15 protein-coding genes are annotated in these 16,621 nt (G+C 49.3%); 3 read left to right on the forward strand and 12 right to left on the reverse strand.

The window, feature by feature from the left end:
• Window positions 1–88: 88 nt before the first annotated feature.
• A complete protein-coding gene (locus BGX12_RS10135) occupies window positions 89–1,255 on the reverse strand; it encodes a ribose-phosphate pyrophosphokinase (protein WP_109735952.1) in 1,167 nt (388 codons plus the stop codon).
• A 158-nt stretch (window positions 1,256–1,413) separates the two neighbouring features.
• On the opposite strand from BGX12_RS10135, the gene BGX12_RS10140 reads away from it, so the two are divergent.
• Entirely contained in the window at window positions 1,414–1,851 is a 438-nt protein-coding gene (locus tag BGX12_RS10140; protein ID WP_109735953.1) for a hypothetical protein, read from the forward strand.
• A 210-nt stretch (window positions 1,852–2,061) separates the two neighbouring features.
• Here BGX12_RS10140 and lysA read toward each other — a convergent pair whose 3' ends face one another.
• The 4 genes from lysA to BGX12_RS10160 all read right to left on the reverse strand — a co-directional run bounded on the left by lysA (window position 2,062) and on the right by BGX12_RS10160 (window position 6,184).
• Window positions 2,062–3,324 carry a diaminopimelate decarboxylase gene (gene lysA / locus BGX12_RS10145; RefSeq protein WP_109735954.1) on the reverse strand — a complete coding sequence of 421 codons (1,263 nt, stop codon included), beginning with the start codon at window positions 3,322–3,324 and terminating at the stop codon, window positions 2,062–2,064.
• Between the two features lie 223 nt (window positions 3,325–3,547).
• Window positions 3,548–4,195 carry a vWA domain-containing protein gene (locus tag BGX12_RS10150; RefSeq protein ID WP_109735955.1) on the reverse strand — a complete coding sequence of 216 codons (648 nt, stop codon included), beginning with the start codon at window positions 4,193–4,195 and terminating at the stop codon, window positions 3,548–3,550.
• Between the two features lie 128 nt (window positions 4,196–4,323).
• On the reverse strand, window positions 4,324–5,448 hold the full coding sequence (locus BGX12_RS10155) for a macro domain-containing protein (RefSeq protein ID WP_146196309.1): 1,125 nt from the start codon (window positions 5,446–5,448) through the stop codon (window positions 4,324–4,326).
• A 118-nt stretch (window positions 5,449–5,566) separates the two neighbouring features.
• On the reverse strand, window positions 5,567–6,184 hold the full coding sequence (locus BGX12_RS10160) for a glycogen-binding domain-containing protein (RefSeq protein ID WP_109735957.1): 618 nt from the start codon (window positions 6,182–6,184) through the stop codon (window positions 5,567–5,569).
• A 131-nt stretch (window positions 6,185–6,315) separates the two neighbouring features.
• Here BGX12_RS10160 and rpe point away from each other — a divergent pair, with 131 nt between their 5' ends.
• Complete coding sequence (rpe, locus tag BGX12_RS10165; protein WP_199220759.1) at window positions 6,316–6,963, forward strand: ribulose-phosphate 3-epimerase; 648 nt, start codon at window positions 6,316–6,318, stop codon at window positions 6,961–6,963.
• Between the two features lie 190 nt (window positions 6,964–7,153).
• Here rpe and BGX12_RS10170 read toward each other — a convergent pair whose 3' ends face one another.
• The 3 genes from BGX12_RS10170 to BGX12_RS10180 form a co-directional block, all read right to left on the reverse strand.
• Window positions 7,154–7,618, reverse strand: a complete 465-nt coding sequence (locus BGX12_RS10170) for a hypothetical protein (protein WP_109735959.1) — start codon at window positions 7,616–7,618, stop codon at window positions 7,154–7,156.
• Between the two features lie 404 nt (window positions 7,619–8,022).
• A complete protein-coding gene (locus tag BGX12_RS10175) occupies window positions 8,023–8,286 on the reverse strand; it encodes a hypothetical protein (protein WP_146196310.1) in 264 nt (87 codons plus the stop codon).
• Between the two features lie 368 nt (window positions 8,287–8,654).
• Window positions 8,655–9,407 (reverse strand): hypothetical protein, encoded by a 753-nt coding sequence (locus tag BGX12_RS10180; protein ID WP_109735961.1) that lies wholly within the window; start codon window positions 9,405–9,407, stop codon window positions 8,655–8,657.
• A 274-nt stretch (window positions 9,408–9,681) separates the two neighbouring features.
• Between BGX12_RS10180 and BGX12_RS10185 the strand changes: the two genes are divergently transcribed.
• On the forward strand, window positions 9,682–9,846 hold the full coding sequence (locus BGX12_RS10185) for a hypothetical protein (protein ID WP_233246356.1): 165 nt from the start codon (window positions 9,682–9,684) through the stop codon (window positions 9,844–9,846).
• A gap of 159 nt (window positions 9,847–10,005) precedes the next feature.
• Here BGX12_RS10185 and BGX12_RS10190 read toward each other — a convergent pair whose 3' ends face one another.
• The 4 genes from BGX12_RS10190 to BGX12_RS10200 form a co-directional block, all read right to left on the reverse strand.
• Window positions 10,006–11,826, reverse strand: coding sequence for a glycoside hydrolase family 44 protein (locus BGX12_RS10190; RefSeq protein WP_109735962.1), 1,821 nt, complete (start codon window positions 11,824–11,826; stop codon window positions 10,006–10,008).
• A gap of 34 nt (window positions 11,827–11,860) precedes the next feature.
• Window positions 11,861–12,724: a DUF4832 domain-containing protein gene (locus tag BGX12_RS15805; RefSeq protein WP_255416877.1), complete on the reverse strand. Its 864-nt coding sequence runs from the start codon at window positions 12,722–12,724 to the stop codon at window positions 11,861–11,863.
• Between the two features lie 3 nt (window positions 12,725–12,727).
• Entirely contained in the window at window positions 12,728–13,636 is a 909-nt protein-coding gene (locus BGX12_RS15810) for a DUF4874 domain-containing protein (RefSeq protein WP_233246357.1), read from the reverse strand.
• 90 nt (window positions 13,637–13,726) lie between these two features.
• Entirely contained in the window at window positions 13,727–16,450 is a 2,724-nt protein-coding gene (locus tag BGX12_RS10200; RefSeq protein ID WP_109735963.1) for a beta-L-arabinofuranosidase domain-containing protein, read from the reverse strand.
• Between the last annotated feature and the right edge of the window lie 171 nt (window positions 16,451–16,621).

Raw genomic sequence — 16,621 nt, forward strand, 5'->3', positions numbered from 1 at the left:
ACAAGTGATTTTCACAAAACGAAAAACCCCGGACTCTTTCATCCGGGGCTTTTCAATCTTTGTATCGCCGCTTTCGCCGCGCAGTCCATTAGAACTGCTGAGGCGGCCAACGAGGATTCTTGGAGCTCATGTCCACCTTGTAGAAGTCGCGTTCGAAGCGGCCATCGTCCAGACCGTACATCTGCATGATGTGGCGGGCAATCCACTTGCCAAGCTTCAGGATGGTGAGCTTCTTGCGGAGACGGCCCTGACAGTCGCGATTCATGATGTCCGGGAGAGTGGAGGTCGTGAGGATTTCGTCGATGGCGGGGCTGTTCAGCTTTTCACGGGCTTCTGCACTGGTGTGGAAGTGGGTGACGCCGAAGCACACGCGGTTGGGATTACCCTTCTTGATGTGTTCGCAGCACTGCACGATGGTGGTACCGGTACGGACCATGTCATCAAAAACAATCACGTCCTTGCCTTCAATTTCGTCGATGCTAATGTCAGAAAGTTCCGGATTGAAGGTCATGGAGATTTCACGTTCGCCAGTACGAACCTTGTCCATCACCACACGCTTACATTCGGGCAACTGCAGGGCGTCGAACACAGCGTTCATGAAGGGGCGAGCACCCTTGTCCGGAGAAACAATCACCAGGTTGTTGCCATCCTTACCGCACTGTACAAAGTTGCTGTTCTTGATGTAGTGAGCATAAACGTCAGTGGGAATCAGATTGTGGAAATGGCCTTCAAAAATGTCGGCAAACAGGTTCTGAACCTTAATGGAGTGGTTGTGGCAGGTGACCACAGCGTCAACGCCGGACTTCTTCAACAATTCGGCATAAAGAAGGCTTGTGAAAGCCTGACCGTCGAACTTCTTCAGGTCGATATCCGGGCGATCCTTTTCCAGTTCGCCAATGCGATGGGGACCGCGGTCCTGTGCGGAGTAGAACAAGTCCGGTTCAACGAGAACCACACGTTCTGCACCGTTGTCCTTAGCAGCGCGAGCCAGAATCATGTTGCGCATAGCATAGTCGTTACGGCTGCGTTCGTGGTTAGACACAGAGCAAATCAGGACAATCTTGCCTTCCAGACGGCGACCAACGTGTTCAATGTCGTCGGCATCCAGCATGTAGCGGGGGCAGAATTCAGAGTTGGCGAAAGTCTTCAGGGAGACCACGTCGGAAATATCTTCACGAAGACCGATGTACTGGGCCATGTCGATGGCGAACGGATCATCGGTGAAGTTACCGGTCACGATAAAACGATCTGACATAAGATTGCCTTGTTTTAAGGTTTTTTGTTGTTTGTGGCCCAAAATATAGAATGAATTGCCCCAGGTTTCAACTTACAAATACCTTTATATTCATAATCCTATAGGGTTCATTTTTGTAACTTTATGATATGGTTAGGGTTACGAAAATATTATGCATCTTGATATGCTGTTCTGTATTATTAGGCACGGCAGGCTGCGCCTATAATTCCACTAATCCCGTCGCACGATATGCCTCCTACGGCGGCACCTATGGAGCGCTTCCAGGGCTAGCATGCTTCCTGATTGGCGGAGCCGCTGCGGGAGCCGATGACGACGATGATGACGATGGTGCCGGCGAACTCGCAATCCTAGGGTTGGCCCTCATGGGCGTAGGCTACGTAGGCGGAGTTGCCATCGGCGGAACAGTCGGACTTTTCCGATGGATGATACTGGGCGACCTAGAACCTGACAACCAGGAGGAATACGGAATCACCTCCGACCTTTACGAAGGAACCGAAGAAGTTTCAACGAACAACAAGGATTCTGAACCCGATCCCGCCAGAAAACCGCATCCCCCAGAAGACGATCCCTGGCAAAAATCGCCCTTAGCAGAATAAGAAATTATAGTATGGTTAGGATTTCAAAGATCATTTCAATTCTTCTGTGCGCCACCGTAGGCTTCTTTGAATGGCTTGAATTCAACAAGAACTACGATCCCAATAAGCACCCTTAAAAATTTGAAAACAGATTGCACGAAAAAAGCCGACGAGTAAATCGCCGGCCCTTTTAATGTCATGCTGAACTTGATTCAGCATCAGCAGTCTTAACTACAGTTCGATAATGCGATCGTTCTGGAGCATCTGTTCGAAGGATTGTCTTTCTCGGACAACCTTCATTTCGCCGTTGGTGTACATCACTTCGGCAGCGTAACGACGGCTGTTGTAGTTGCTGGACATTGCAGCACCGTAAGCGCCAGCATCGTGGAGAACCAGGAGGTCGCCCACCTTGGCCTTGGGGAGCTTGCGAGTCACGACGAAGCCTCCTTCTTCCTGAGTGAACACGTCACCGGATTCGCAGAGGGGGCCGCCAACCACAGCGTCCACAGTTTCGTTCAGTTCGCGGCCATCGCGGGCGATGACAGAAATCTGATGGTAGGAACCGTAGAAGCTGGGGCGAACGAGATCCGTAAAGCCAGCGTCAACGATGTAGAACAGGTTGTCGCCCTGCTTCTTCACAGCGCGGATTTCAGCCATGAGGTAGCCGCTTTCTGCAACCAGGTAGCGACCCGGTTCCACTTCCAGGTGAACGTCGTGACCGATGCTCTGCTGGATGTTCTTACGAGCCTTGTCCCAGATGCCGAAGTAGGCAGCCATGTCGATGTGGGAACCCTTGTTTTCTTCGTGGTATTCGATGGGCAGGCCACCGCCGGCGCTGATGGTGCGGAGGTGGGAACCGAGACGACGGCTGGCGTCGCACATGGCGTCGGCAACAGATGCCAAATGTTCAAAGTCAGAACCGGAACCGATATGCATGTGAAGACCAGTGATCCACATGCCGTTTTCCTGGGCAAGCTTCACGCAGTCCTTGATCTGTTCGTGCCAAATGCCGTGCTTGGAAAGATCGCCGCCGGTGTTGGTCTTGCGGGAATGACCGTGACCAAAGCCCGGGTTCACGCGGATGGTCAGCTCGGACTTCACACCGGCATCAGCCAGCTGCTGGATCATGTCCGGGGAACCCACGTTCACAGCGATGTTGTGTTCCTTTACCAGTTCCAGAGCATCCTTGTCGAAAATGTCGGCGGTGTAAACGATTTCAGGAACCTTACCCTTTTCGCAGCCACCCTTGTAGCCAGCCTTGAGAGCACGGACAATTTCACCGGCGCTCACAGCGTCCACCACGCAACCCTGCTTGCGGACCAGGGAGATCACGCTCAGGTTCGGGCATGCCTTCTGGGCGAAACGTACGTTATCAAAAACCTTCACTTCCTTGCAACGCTGTTCGATTGTTGCGCGGTCGTAAATCCAAAGCGGGGTGCCGAACTGAGCGGCAGCCTTCACAAACTGTTCTTCGGGGATGTTAGTATTCTTCATGTTTTCCCTTTTCTGGCGCGGCGCGCCTCATTAAATTACAGCGCGAAATTTAGAATATTTTTTTGGCTGTTGCTGGCTCGCGCCAGCCGGGCCCTTGCGCTATAAACGCCTCCGGCGTTTTTCGTTCAACCGGGTTTACGGAACATCATCCCCGCGAAAGCGGGGGTCTTACAAAAAACGTAAACCCGTTCGAATGGCTCCGCCACTTCGGTCCCTAACATTATCAGCAGCGGGTACGTTTTTTTACATCCGCCTCGACACCATCCTTCCAGGAACGATCCCTCCTTCCCTTTCGGAAATTCGTCATCATTGCGTCCTGAGCCTCGTAGCACAAGGCAATGCCTTGCTCGTCGCACATAAAGTTTGCCGCGCACTCTTCCGAAATTCCAAAGCCTCGAGCTGTTTCTACGGCGTCAATATTTGCACCTAGAAAAATGAATTCCCATCCGTACTTGGACTTTTGACGCTCCACCATTTCCTTTACCTGTTTGGCGGTGTAAATGTGACTTGCATTTTCGTAGCCGTCGGTGGTAATCACGAAGATGGTCTTTTCGGGACGATCTTCGTCGCGGGCATACTTGTGCACGTTTCCGATGTGATGAATGGCGCCACCGATGGCGTCCAGCAAAGCAGTACTTCCACGGGCATAATATTCCTTTTCAGTCATGGTAGGCACATTGGCAATAGAAATGCGGTCGTGAAGGACTTCCGTTTGATTATCGAATAGAACCGTAGAAACGAAGGCTTCGCCAGGTTCCTGCTTCTGCTTTTCGATAGTGGAGTTGAAACCGCCGATAGTATCCTTTTCCAATCCTCTCATGGAACCGCTGCGGTCCATGATGAAAACCATTTCTGTCAAACCCTGCTTCATATTTCACCTCGTTTTGTCTGGGCCGGCGGGATTGCCGTTCCCTCTTCACAAAACAAAGATACTCGTTCGCAAGGTCCACGAGGTCGCCTAGCAAGCGACAAAAAAATGCCGGTTTCCCGGCACTTTTGTTAACCTAACTGAGGTTGATGATTGTCGAACAAGGCAATATTTATTCGCGTGAGGTCATAAACATTTTTCTCAATGAACGCAGCAACAATCACGTCAGTCAGGTTAATATCCGGAGTAAATGAATAACCTGCGTGAGAAAGTAAATCCCTTGTTTCAACAACATTCAGTTTCATGCCTACGGCAAGAGCCAAAATAGTTTCGCGTTTTGGCGTCTTGATTTTATCGCTAAGGATTTTTGAAAAATGCTTACGGTCCATAAACGCAGCATTATAAACTGTAGCGGAATCAAGTCCCTTTTGTGTAATGTAATAAACGAGACGCTGACTAAAAGACTGGATCTCGAGACCTTCAATTTTTTTACTCAGGTCTTCTTCCAACTTACCCTTAAAGGAAGTGAATACTGCCTTTGTCTTTTGGGCACTCTCATCCGAAGTTTCTCTCTTACGAGGAGCTTCACAAGTCGGAGCCAGTATGTTGCAAAGCGGCTCCTCATCGGGAATTCTCAAGTTGCGATTTCTGCGCCACCGCCAGCGTTCCTCATCCGGAGAATTCATGGCAGCATATCTTTTCAGCCTGTCATCGATAGTCGCGCCTACATAGTGTTCGTCAATGTAAGCCTCCACGAAATCCGACAAGTCGGAAGTCAGTTCAAAAGACTCATTGTCGTACACGACAAGGATCACGTCCAGTTTATGCTCGCTGGTAAATTCCCTGGCAATTTCTGTAACGATATCCAGAGCCAAATCCTTGGGGAACCTGAATGCGCCTGTTGAAATCAGCGGGAAGGCAATGGACTTTGCCCTTAGGGAAACGGCCTTTGAAAGGCATTCGCGATAGCAACTGCGCAAGGCCTCGGGCTCGCCGGAATTACCATCGATCCACTTGGGACCCACCGTGTGGATCACATACTTGGCAGGAAGCCTGAATGCCGGCGTAACTTCGGCATGGCCCACCTCGATATCGCCAATCTTTTGACGGACGGCAAGCATTTCTTCGAAACCAGCAGCCTCGTAAATGGCAGCATCGGTCCTATAGCCTGCGCAAATAGGTTTAGCATTAGCCGAATTCACCAGAACATCGGCCTTGACCTTAATAATATCGTTTCGAATAATTTTAAAAGCCATACGGCTAATATAAATCAAAAAATACGACAAAAGATGACAAGAGCTCGTTTTTCAAAAAAAGAAAAGGCCCCTCCTCAGAGGAACCTTCTCAAACACGATCTGTAAAATCTACCGTGAATTATGCCTTGATGACCTTGTTGGCACCTTCGTCCCAGTACTGGCCATCGCAAACGAACTTGTATTCGTATTCGCCAGGAACGAGTTCCAGCTTGATCTTCCACATGCCGGACTTCTTGTCCTTCTTCAGCATGTCAACATCAACCATCCAGTTGTTGAAGGAACCAGCAACGGAAACGGTAGTTGCCAGCGGGCAATCAGCTTCGAGATTGACGGCAACCTTCTTGGGAGCCTTAGCAGGAGCAGCCTTCTTAGCAGCGGCCTTGGCAGGAGCCTTCTTTTCGGCAGCCGGCTTTGCAACGGTCTTCTTTTCTTCAGCCTTAGCAGCAACCTTCTTTTCAGCGGGCTTTGCAGGAGCCTTCTTTTCGGTAGCCTTGGCAGCGGGCTTTGCTGCCTTAGGAGCAGCAGCCTTCTTAGCAGCGGCCTTGGCAGGAGCCTTCTTTTCGGCAGCCGGCTTTGCAACGGTCTTCTTTTCTTCAGCCTTAGCAGCAACCTTCTTTTCAGCGGGCTTTGCAGGAGCCTTCTTTTCGGTAGCCTTGGCAGCGGGCTTTGCTGCCTTAGGAGCAGCAGCCTTCTTAGCAGCGGCCTTTGCTACAACAGTCTTAGTACCTTTGGACATGATTTTCTCCTTGTTTTAATTTGCGGACAAATCTAGTAAATAATTGTTTATCTGTCTAATCTTTTGCAAATATTATGCCAAGGCTGTATACAGACTTGCGAGTGAGCATCAAAATTTCTAACTTGCAGGTCATGAAGCAGATTATCGCACCTAGCGTATTGAACGCAAATTTCTTGGAACTGGGTAACGGCCTCAAGGCCATCGAAAACGGCGGCGCAGGCCTCGTTCACTTGGACATCATGGACGGACACTTTGTTCCGAACATCAGCTTTGGCTCGGGCATCTCCGCCTGCGTCAAGAAGGGCACCAGCCTTCCGCTGGATTGCCACTTGATGATTGCCAATCCCGAAAATTACGTAGGTGAATTTGCAAAGGCTGGCGCTCACCTCATCAGCGTCCATGCCGAAACCACCAACCATCTGGACCGTCTGCTGCACCAGATTGCAGAACTTGGCGTAAAGCCCGCCGTTGCCATCAACCCGGCAACCCCGCTCACAACCATCAAGCATGTGCTAGACATCGTGGACATGGTCCTCGTCATGTCCGTGAATCCGGGTTTCGGCGGTCAGAGCCTCATTCCTTACTGTCTGGACAAGATTCGCGAACTTCGCCAGATGAAGCCGGAACTGGATATCCAGATCGATGGCGGCGTCAAACTGGACAACATCCTCGCTTGCAAGGAAGCTGGCGCAAACGTATTCGTGGTGGGTTCCGCAATCTTCGGCAAGCCCAATCCCGAAGAAGTCTGCCGCGAATTCGTCAAGCTCGTTAACGGCTAATAGCCCACACGTCCGATCATCCCCGCCAAGCGAGAACAGACATCGGACGCGGCAATCACGTCATCCTGAGGGAACGTAGTGATCGAAGGATCCAAAAAGCATTAAACCCCGACACTTTTGTGCCGGGGCTTTTTCTATTAAAGCAATCGCCGTGCAGTGGCTTTATCCCAAAACGGCACAGAGCCGTATCTTATTCACAAAGATTAGCTCTACTGATTAAATCTTTTGTTATTACATATGTGTATAATTGCTTTTCCGCATTACCCACCTTTATGGGATTACCAGCTTTATCATAGGAGTTCAAAACCCGGACGTCAATCAATTCATCCTGCACGTCCCCCGAAAAAATCAAGCATTTTTGCGGATTAGATTTAAACAATATTTTCACATCAATAAGAGGTGAGTCACATCCTGCCATACGGAGGCCACAACTATACCCCGGAATACTGACCGCTCTATTTTCATCAAGATAAACAAACTCTTGTCCATCATTCAATTCAATTGATAAAGCAGAATCTAAATCAAATGTCAGCTCGACTTCAACACCAGAAAGATTCTTTACGCTATAAGGTTCATCGATTGTATAAGAATTGCAATCCTCACAATCATAACACCCCCAAAATGCAGCTGCTATTAGAATCAATATTTTTTTCATTTTGATCCTTATAAATTTATCCAGTAGTTAAACAGTTTGTCCAAATCAGAAGGAGAAACCCATCAATGATTTCGTCTTGAAAACAGCATTTTCAACATCAACTAAAGAAAATCCAGAAACATAATCTAACACACTTTTTCCATCTGCCGATTTACCATTATCCTCATTAGGGGAATCTATCAGATTTTGAATCAACCCAGTATAATCATGAAAATAGTCAACATATGATTTACCATAACGATTCTTTTGAAAAAACCATTCTACACCTCGCGTATACGTATTCCGAAAACCATATGGCAGCGTAAAGAAATCTGAAAGAGATTTTGATGTATTCCAATAGTGTGAAGTATGAGCTATTTCATGAATGGTTCCAGCGTAAACGCCCGCAAAAGAACGGCCATATGCTAAAACACATATTTGTTCATGACCAAGGGATGCTTGAAAAATACGAGCGAAGTATCGTATTGCTTCAACGCCCTTTCGCCCTGCTTGCCCTTGGCAAGGAATCTAACGTACAAATAGTTCGGTTCAAGAGAAAGAGCCTCTACACCTGCAGAATCCTCTAGGGACTTGCTTTTTGCAAGCACAGTCTTTTTTAAGGCTATATTCATGTTCTCTACAGAATATGGATCGTAGGCAAGATCACTGACCACAGCAGATGTCATCACTGTAGTTTTTTGTGCTGACCATCTGAATCATCCGATAAGGCTTGAGTTGAATTTTCCGCGCAGCCTAAAAAAATTGCCACTACGGCACAAACGTAAATTATTTTTTTATCCATCCTCCTTTAACAAAATAACCCACACAAATTAAATATAATATCTTTTCGCAATCTTCGGCAAGCCCAATCCCGAAGAAGTCTGCCGCCAGTTCGTCGAACTGGTCAACGGCTAATTGGCCACACGTCACGCTGCACGTCATGCTGACGAAAGTAGTGACAGCCGCGTCATCCTGAGGAAACTCACTTGCGTCATCCTGAGCGAAGCGAAGGATCCAAAAAACTTAAAACCCCGACACTTTTGTGCCGGAGATTTTTTTACTTCACCATTTCCCCGTTCACACGGAATAGTTTGTTGTTGGGTGAACCGTCCACACCGCGATCATTTTGCAAACCGCCACGACCATCGCGGACCTGAATTTTCCGGCCAGCACGCTCCACACGAACTCCGCGGAATCCATTATTACGTAAAACAGGTGAAAAAATCGCTAGAGTATTTCCGTTGCGCATATTCACGACACTGTCCACATAGTCTGATTGAGGAACAGGAAGTTCACCTACATTAGTAAATGCTGGCTGAGAAGAACCATCCAACGACCGTCTATAAGAATACATGAAGAAATAACCAATGTCAAATGTAACGCTATCCAAAGCGGGCTGCAAATCCCTTTTCAAAATGAATTCAATGGAATCCATGCCCGTTTCCGTCGCAACGATTAAACCACAATCATGGTAATGTCTAAATTCATCCATAATCACGTCAAGGATCGAATGCGTGGCATCAGAGAGATGGTAGAAATATCCATTGGCTTCAGAAGTCCAAGCTTGGCTCCAATAAAAAAACACACTGGAGTCCAACAAACTTTGGCACACGACGTTCTCTCTATTGAAGCATCCTAGACTGTCATCTGCATTTTCCAAACGCAGATAGGTTTGACAATCTTCAGTACGGCTATATTCTTCAAAATTCCATAATTCACGAGGAAAAACAGCATCCACCCCTCGATCAATCTTGACCTGGGCAAATAGGCTTGCAGCGATGACTAAAATTACAAGTAAGATTTTTTTCATAAATCAATCCCTATAAGCGATAGCACTACTACTCAACGGATTAAAAACAACGTTTATCACACGAGAATACTGATGAACAGACAAACCATTTCCCAAAAACTGACCATACAAAGATTTATATTGCGTCTGTCCAAGAATCAACTTCGCATTTGGAGCAATAATCGTACCTCCCCAAGAACCTTCAACAAAGAAACGCTCCGTTCCATAATAATATAATTTGAAACCCCTTGCTATAGAAACAATATTTGCTTTTGGGTCAAATTTTCCACGCCAGATGAAACCGGAACTTGATATCCAAATCGATGGCGGTGTCAAGCTGGACAACATCCTCGCTTGCAAGGAAGCCGGCGCCAACGTATTCGTGGTGGGTTCCGCCATCTTTGGCAAGCCCAATCCCGAAGAAGTCTGCCGCCAGTTCGTCGAACTGGTCAACGGCTAATAGCCCACACGTCCGATCATCCCCGCCAAGCGAGAACAGACATCGGACACAACAATCACGTCATCCTGAGGGAACGTAGTGACCGAAGGATCCAAAAAGCATTAAACCCCGACACTTTTGTGCCGGGGTATTTATTATTAAATCCATCGTTGACTTTTTTTACTTCACCACTTTTCCATTCACACGGAAAATTTTATTGTCGAAGTGTTCACCGCCACGAACCTTGATTTGGTAATCATCGCGGAAAATCATAGGCTGGTTATTGTGGCGACGATCGTTCCGCACAATAGGTTTTGCAATAGCCTCAATCACTTCGCCCGGATCAGCTGTCAAGCGCACCGCCACAATGGACTTTGCAGGCACTTCGAGAGCCACCGTACCAGCAGCAACATCAACAGTTGCAGCGCCCTTCTTCAATGCATTGCTTTCGTGAGAAACGAAAGTTTCACCGCTGATTTCTGTCAATGTCAAAGTTTCTGCAGAGGCTCCAACATTCTTCAAGCCCTTCACATTTAAGGTCACGCTTTGTGCATCCTTTTCTGCGCGGTTCACAAGAATCACCGTCATGGAATCTCTTGCGTTGCTTACAGAGGAATAGGCGGAAAGCAAGGAATCGTTGCTGGATTCAGACTGCACTCGGAATTCCCCGTTATAGCGACTAAAGAGGTGCAGCACTTCGTACATGCCATCGCCCCATGTCCAGGGAGTGAAAATTTCCACACCGTGATCCATAAAGGTTCCAAGCCAGGATGCATAGGAAATCGCCGTGGTCATGGGATCTTTCTCGTCAATAATGGAAGTTTCGGTAAGGCCCAAGGTAATGCCGTGACCTTTACCGAAGTACTGATCCAGCCAACCATTCACACGTTCGAAAATATATTCCTTGGTCTGGTTGTTATCCCACTTGCCGCTGACCAACTTAATACCATTAGCACCAGAATAATTGTAGGTGGTATCAAAGAAAACTCGGTGCCAGTTTACACGTTCTGCGTAAGTCTTTTCCGAGGGATACCAATGCATGTCAAACACATCAAGCATGCGTACGCCAGACTTTTTCTGTTCTTCGGCAAGGCGCTTGATAAAGTATTCAAGCCAGCAATAATTACGGTCTTCGCCCTTGCCCAGACCGGACTTTCCTTCGGACGCACCCGTAGTACACCACTGCCATTCGTTTGCAACCACAGGACCAGTCAACTTGATTTCGGGCCATACGGCACGGGCCTTCTTGGCCACATCAACATAACGTTCCACCAAGAAATCCGGATCCATATCCAAGGGCAAGTCGCCGTGGGTGCCGTTCCAGATTTCCATTTCATTGTCCATGCTCCAATACTGGAGTCTGGACATGTCGTACTTCAATTCTTTTGCCCAGTGGTCAATAATTCCAACAGTGGAATCGGCGGGCCAAGGCTCGCAATACAAGCTGTAATCACCAGCCTTGATGAGAGTCTCTCCATCGTCGGCAACTTCGCCACCGCCAGCCAAGTCAAGGGTTGCCTTGGCCCAGGTATCGTTATGAGCCTTGTAGAAAGTCCAATCTGCAAAGTTGTATTCGTTGGTGGCGGCCGCATAACCTGTCAGCTGGAAAGCATACATGGCATCTGTTCGAGGCATGTTGTCCAGGATTTTCTTGGCTGTAATATCCCAGTCTACGGCGTGAACATTGTTATACCAGTCCGGATGAACAGTCAACTTTTTTCGCCAGTTGTAGCGGGTAGAATTGTTGCCGTAGTTTGCACGGATAAAACGGATGCCGGCCTCGTTCATCGTATTGATGGAAGTCTTGTCCTCATCACTAAGGCGGGCGCTATCGGCACTGACCTTATCAATGTTTCGGCCATAGAGGTAAGGTGAAATTTTCTTGACGCCGGCAGATGCATCCACCGTTACAGAAATTTCCGCCTGGGCAGAAGTTCCGAGGAACGCCACCAGAGAAAGCGCAGGAACCAAACTTCCCGCAAACCCAAACAACTTTTTCATAACACCACCTTTTTTTGTCGGCGCCACCCGACTTTTATTTCACGGCTTTTCCATTCGCACGGAACAGCTTATCGCCCGACCCGTCGCGATTTTTGCCAAGTGCGTTTGAACGACTGCGACCATCGCGGACCTGGATTTTCTGGTCGGCGCGTTCCACGCGGGTTTGCAACTTCGCTTCGCCGCGAGTTCTGAACTTAACGTCAATGCTCTCGGTCTTACGGCTGTCGTACACAAAGGATCCAAGGTATAAAGGCGCAAGGTTCGGATAAGATCCAAAGGGAGTCTTGCTTCCATTGTTGGCAAAGGTCACTCCCTCAACAGCAAGATAGAGATCGTTCTTTCCATGAACCATGGGGAGCGTTTCTTCCAAATCAATTTCGTTGATTCCATCAAAGGTCATGGTAGTATCACCATTGGAAACTTCAATTTTTCGGCTGTGAACATTTCTGAAATCTAGAGATGTCAACCGAATAGTATCGATTGCTGGTTCCACAGCAAGTCCGCCAAAATCCCTTTCGCTCTCTTCGACAATCAAATACACCTTCGCATCTTTTGTCAGGTTACCAAAGCCAACGTTCTGGATTTTCAATTTTGCACGCAAAGTCTTGCCGGTCCCAACAGTATCCGGCAACCAGGATTCTCGCAGCACAAAGCGATAACCCAGATGGTCGTCAATGTACTTGAAGCCAGTCAGCGTATCAATCTTGGAGCCGTCATATTCGTAGTCCTTGCCTGCAAAGTGGGCGGCCTTCCAGCGAGCAATGACTTTATCGTTCCAATGAAGATTCAGGTAGCTGGTGTGAGTACGGAAGCCTTCGTGGGCCAAGAACTCCGGCGTGTTAATGACCTGATAGCCGCTGGCGGTTTCAACAGCCTCGCCACCGTAGGGCGTATTGATGCTTTACTTTTCCAGCCAGGCAACGCCTTCCTCGCGGCAGATGGAAGTCTTGCAATCCGCACCCCAGGTGCCGTAATCGTATTGCGTTCCCAGGTAGCCATCGTTGAACATTCCCACGCGGTACATGGTGTCGCCCTTGGCCTCGGCAATCTTCTTGAACACATCGCTATCAATGTTGAAATCAACGCCCCAGTTTTCAAAGCCAAGAACCGCGGCAGAGTAATTTCCCGTGCGGGTAAGAATCTTAAGTTCCGGAGGAGTCAGGCGCAGCATCTTGTTCACGGCCTCCGCAACTCGCGGGTAAGTAATCGCCGTATCGGAATGCATTTCACCGAAGGCACCATGCATGCCCATTTCAAGAGCCACGATGATGTCTACGTTCTTTGTCAGAAGCGGGGCCAGCTGTTCAATGTGGCGCAGCACCCACTCGTGTTCCGCGGTAGTGTTGGAGTGCCCATCAAACCACGGGTCGTAACAGAATCGCACAATAACCTTGCTACCATACTTGCGAATGTTATCGAAAGACGTCTGCAAGACATTCAATGCATCTTCCGTCAAATCCTGGGACTTGCCCCAAGTGGTATCGCGCCGTCCCCCGGTAGTATCAATCTTCAGCCATGCGCGGCTGCTGAATTCCGCAAGGTCTGCACGAAGGTGAACCAGCTTACCGTATGGCTTTTCAATAGGCTTGGAACCTTCCACCTTAACGTGGAGGGCCTGGGAATAATAAAAGCCACGATCGTAATTGGGCAAAGTCTGCAGATGGTCCGTGTAATCCAAATCCTGAAGCACCAGACCCGCATTAACCGACGACGGATCCGGCGACGCTGCCGGCGAAGCAGCCTGCGAAGGAGTCTGCGCAAAAACGCAACCTACTAAAAAAGCAAAACCTAAAACACTCTTCCTGAACATGTTTTCCTCCACCCCATAATATAATCTCAAAAAAATGAAAAGGCACCCAGCTTGCGCCAGGTGCCCTCCCATAACCAAATTTTTAGTCCGCTAGATTCCGCCCTTCTTGCTGAAAATGGTATTGGCGTAAACCGCACCATTCTGCATCAGGCGCAAAATGTAGGTTCCGTTCTCCACAGCGCTAATATCCACGTTGAAGGAGGATTCGCCGGCCTTCAGCACATGAGCCTGCACCACTCGGCCATCCATAGAGTAAATCTTCAGCGAAACGTTGCCCTGCAGGGGGGCGCCTGCTTCCAGTTGCAAGATGTTCTGGCTGGCGCGGGCACGGAACTTGGCTACAGCGGCAGCGACACCCGCAGCGGGGCGAACAGCCAAAGTAGAATCCGTCTTGGTCGTATCTTCTACGACAGGTTCTGGCTTCGGCTTGTTACGAAGTAGACGTACTCCGAAGATACCGCCCACCATTCCGGTGCTTGCCTGGAACTTCACGGTAATCACCTTCTTGCCCTTCACCATGTTGTCGGGAATAGGATACTTCACGTTGACGAATTCATCCTTCTTCCACTTGTTGGAAATATTTTCGCTGGCAAGTTTCTTATCATCGATCATGATGTCGAATGCGCGGTTGCAGCCTTCGTTACCCCAGTAACGCACCATCAGGTCCAAGGAATCTTCGCTGTTGGTTTCCAGCTCGTAGCTAATGAATCCGCCGCTGCCGCCGGAACACTGGCCCGCATCGCGGTAGAATTCACCCTGATGATTTCCGGTAGAAGAATTTTCCTTCTGCATGCGGTGATCCGCTTCAGGCTGCTGTTCACCCGGCGACACCTTGTCCACTGTCTTTTCGTCAAGAGCCAACGCCTCGGCCTGTTCCTTCTTCAGCTTTTCAAGAATTGCAGGATCCGTCAGCACCATCCAATACATCATGTAGCGGGCGTCGTGTACTTCGTAGAACGGTTCCAACAACAGGTTCGCATCCTTCTGGGCGGCAAACAAGTAGGGAGCCTTGAAGTGGAGCGGTTCGCCCTTCACCGGAGTCACCTTGGAAGGAATGTCCTTCTTTTCGCTAGCCAGCATGGGAGCACCATCCAGAGACTGCAAGGCGCCACCTGCAATATGGCTCCAGCGGCCATCATCAGCCACCAGGCCGGAGAGGCCTTCGGTACCTGTCTTTGCGCTGAGCACAATGGGTCCGTGGAGCAGCGCCACGTAATCGCTCATGCCACGCAGCTCCTCGATATGAGTGTGCATGGGGTAAAGAACTTCCACCACGTCGCCAGCCTTCACGGTGCCAGCAGAAACGTAGCTGGATACATCAGACTTGCTCACAACCGTATCGCCATTGACCACAACCTTGAACTCGTCGGCTGCAACCCAGTAGGGGTGACGCAACATCATCTTGAAGGAGCCAGCACCGCTCACCGTGAACTTGGAAGATTCACCCTTGGGGAACGACGTCTCCTGCTTGATCTTAATGCCCTTTTCAGACCAGTTCAATTCGGTGGCGGCATACAAATTCACATACAGTGCGCCATTTTCCTTGGTATAGATGAACTGGGCGTACTTACCCGGATTTTCCATGCCGGAGCCAACGCAGCACCACATACCTGCATTCACCTTGGAATACACGCGGTAATGACGGGGACGTGCCGGAGTAAAGTAGCAGTAGCCGCCGTGCTTCGGGTGGATTGTAGACAAGATATGGTTGAACAAGGCACGTTCATAGAAATCCGCATACTTGGCGCTGGGCGTCATGTGGAACAAGCGTTCCGTCAGCTTCAGCATGTTGTATGTATTGCAGGATTCAGGTCCTTCACGTTCCTCGATGTACTTGTTGTACTTGTCGTAATCCGGGAAGTGTTCCGAAATGCTGTTGCCGCCAATGGCAATACTACGCTTGTTCACCACGATGTCCCAGAAGGTTTCGGCGCCGGCCTTGTAAGTCTTGTCACCACTCAGTTCCGCCACGCGGGCAAAGCCCACCACTTTCGGCACCTGGGTATTGGCATGACGATTGCTCAAGTTGTCATTACCCGAAGCCATGGCGTTCAAGAGCCACTTGTGGCTCCACTTCTTTGCCGCATCCAGGTACTTGGAATTCTTGGTGATTTCGTAAGCGTCGGCGTACACTTCGTTCATGCCGCCATATTCCGTACCCATCATGGATTCCATCTTGGAATCGTTAAGGCCGTTGGTAATGGTAATGCCCCAGTCGCAAAGGGCAAGGAACATATCCTTGGCGCGGGTCACACCGCCGTACATCCAGGCGTCACGCAAGCCTGCGTAAGTCTTGTGAATGTTGTACCAGGGCACCCAATAGCCGTTCTGTGCGCCGGCATCGCCGTTCTTGAACTTGAGCCACATGGCCTTGCCATTAGGCACGCCGCTGATGTAGCCCACAAAGTTTGCATCCTTGGAATTCTGCTTCTGGATGATTTCCAGCTCGTCCACCACATATTCCATGCGGGCCTTGATCTGAGCGTCACCCGTTGCAGCATAATGCATGGCCAAGGCACTCAGGTAGTGGCCAAGAACGTGGCCATCCAAACCAGCCCAGTTGCTGAACTTGGTTGCCTTGGGGCGCATGCCCGCCTCTTCGTAGAAAGGCGCAATCAACTTATCCGTATCATAAGCAAGCAGCGTCTCGCCATTTAGCTCCTGGCGATCCTGCAGGGGGCCAGCCAAAAGCTTCACCGCAGACAGCGGAAACATTTCAGGATACAACTGATCCTGAGCAAAACCAACGCCCGCCGCAATTCCAAGCGACAAGGCAACAACGCGAATCGTACCGCGAAAACCAACTCCGAACATAATTTGTCCCTCATGTTATTCTACGTACACACACCAAGGGTACTTCCCTATCCTAAAAATTACGTCCGAAAAAAGCCAATATTCCCCCCCCTACAGCAAACAGTTTTGCAATTATTGCAATAGCAAAAACCAGGACCCCAACACAAAAAAGGCCCCGCAAAAAGCGAGACC

It is taken from the genome of Fibrobacter sp. UWR4, assembly GCF_003149045.1.
Taxonomy (GTDB): domain Bacteria; phylum Fibrobacterota; class Fibrobacteria; order Fibrobacterales; family Fibrobacteraceae; genus Fibrobacter.

Bases quoted from the DNA above. Each gene is read 5' to 3' on its own strand.
- BGX12_RS10135 (WP_109735952.1), bottom strand. From the start codon at position 1,255: ATGTCAGATCGTTTTATCGTGACCGGTAACTTCACCGATGATCCGTTC.
- lysA (WP_109735954.1), bottom strand. From the start codon at position 3,324: ATGAAGAATACTAACATCCCCGAAGAACAGTTTGTGAAGGCTGCCGCT.
- BGX12_RS10150 (WP_109735955.1), bottom strand. From the start codon at position 4,195: ATGAAGCAGGGTTTGACAGAAATGGTTTTCATCATGGACCGCAGCGGT.
- BGX12_RS10155 (WP_146196309.1), bottom strand. From the start codon at position 5,448: ATGGCTTTTAAAATTATTCGAAACGATATTATTAAGGTCAAGGCCGAT.
- BGX12_RS10160 (WP_109735957.1), bottom strand. From the start codon at position 6,184: ATGTCCAAAGGTACTAAGACTGTTGTAGCAAAGGCCGCTGCTAAGAAG.
- rpe (WP_199220759.1), top strand. From the start codon at position 6,316: ATGAAGCAGATTATCGCACCTAGCGTATTGAACGCAAATTTCTTGGAA.
- BGX12_RS10170 (WP_109735959.1), bottom strand. From the start codon at position 7,618: ATGAAAAAAATATTGATTCTAATAGCAGCTGCATTTTGGGGGTGTTAT.
- BGX12_RS10180 (WP_109735961.1), bottom strand. From the start codon at position 9,407: ATGAAAAAAATCTTACTTGTAATTTTAGTCATCGCTGCAAGCCTATTT.
- BGX12_RS10185 (WP_233246356.1), top strand. From the start codon at position 9,682: ATGAAACCGGAACTTGATATCCAAATCGATGGCGGTGTCAAGCTGGAC.
- BGX12_RS10190 (WP_109735962.1), bottom strand. From the start codon at position 11,826: ATGAAAAAGTTGTTTGGGTTTGCGGGAAGTTTGGTTCCTGCGCTTTCT.
- BGX12_RS15810 (WP_233246357.1), bottom strand. From the start codon at position 13,636: ATGTTCAGGAAGAGTGTTTTAGGTTTTGCTTTTTTAGTAGGTTGCGTT.
- BGX12_RS10200 (WP_109735963.1), bottom strand. From the start codon at position 16,450: ATGTTCGGAGTTGGTTTTCGCGGTACGATTCGCGTTGTTGCCTTGTCG.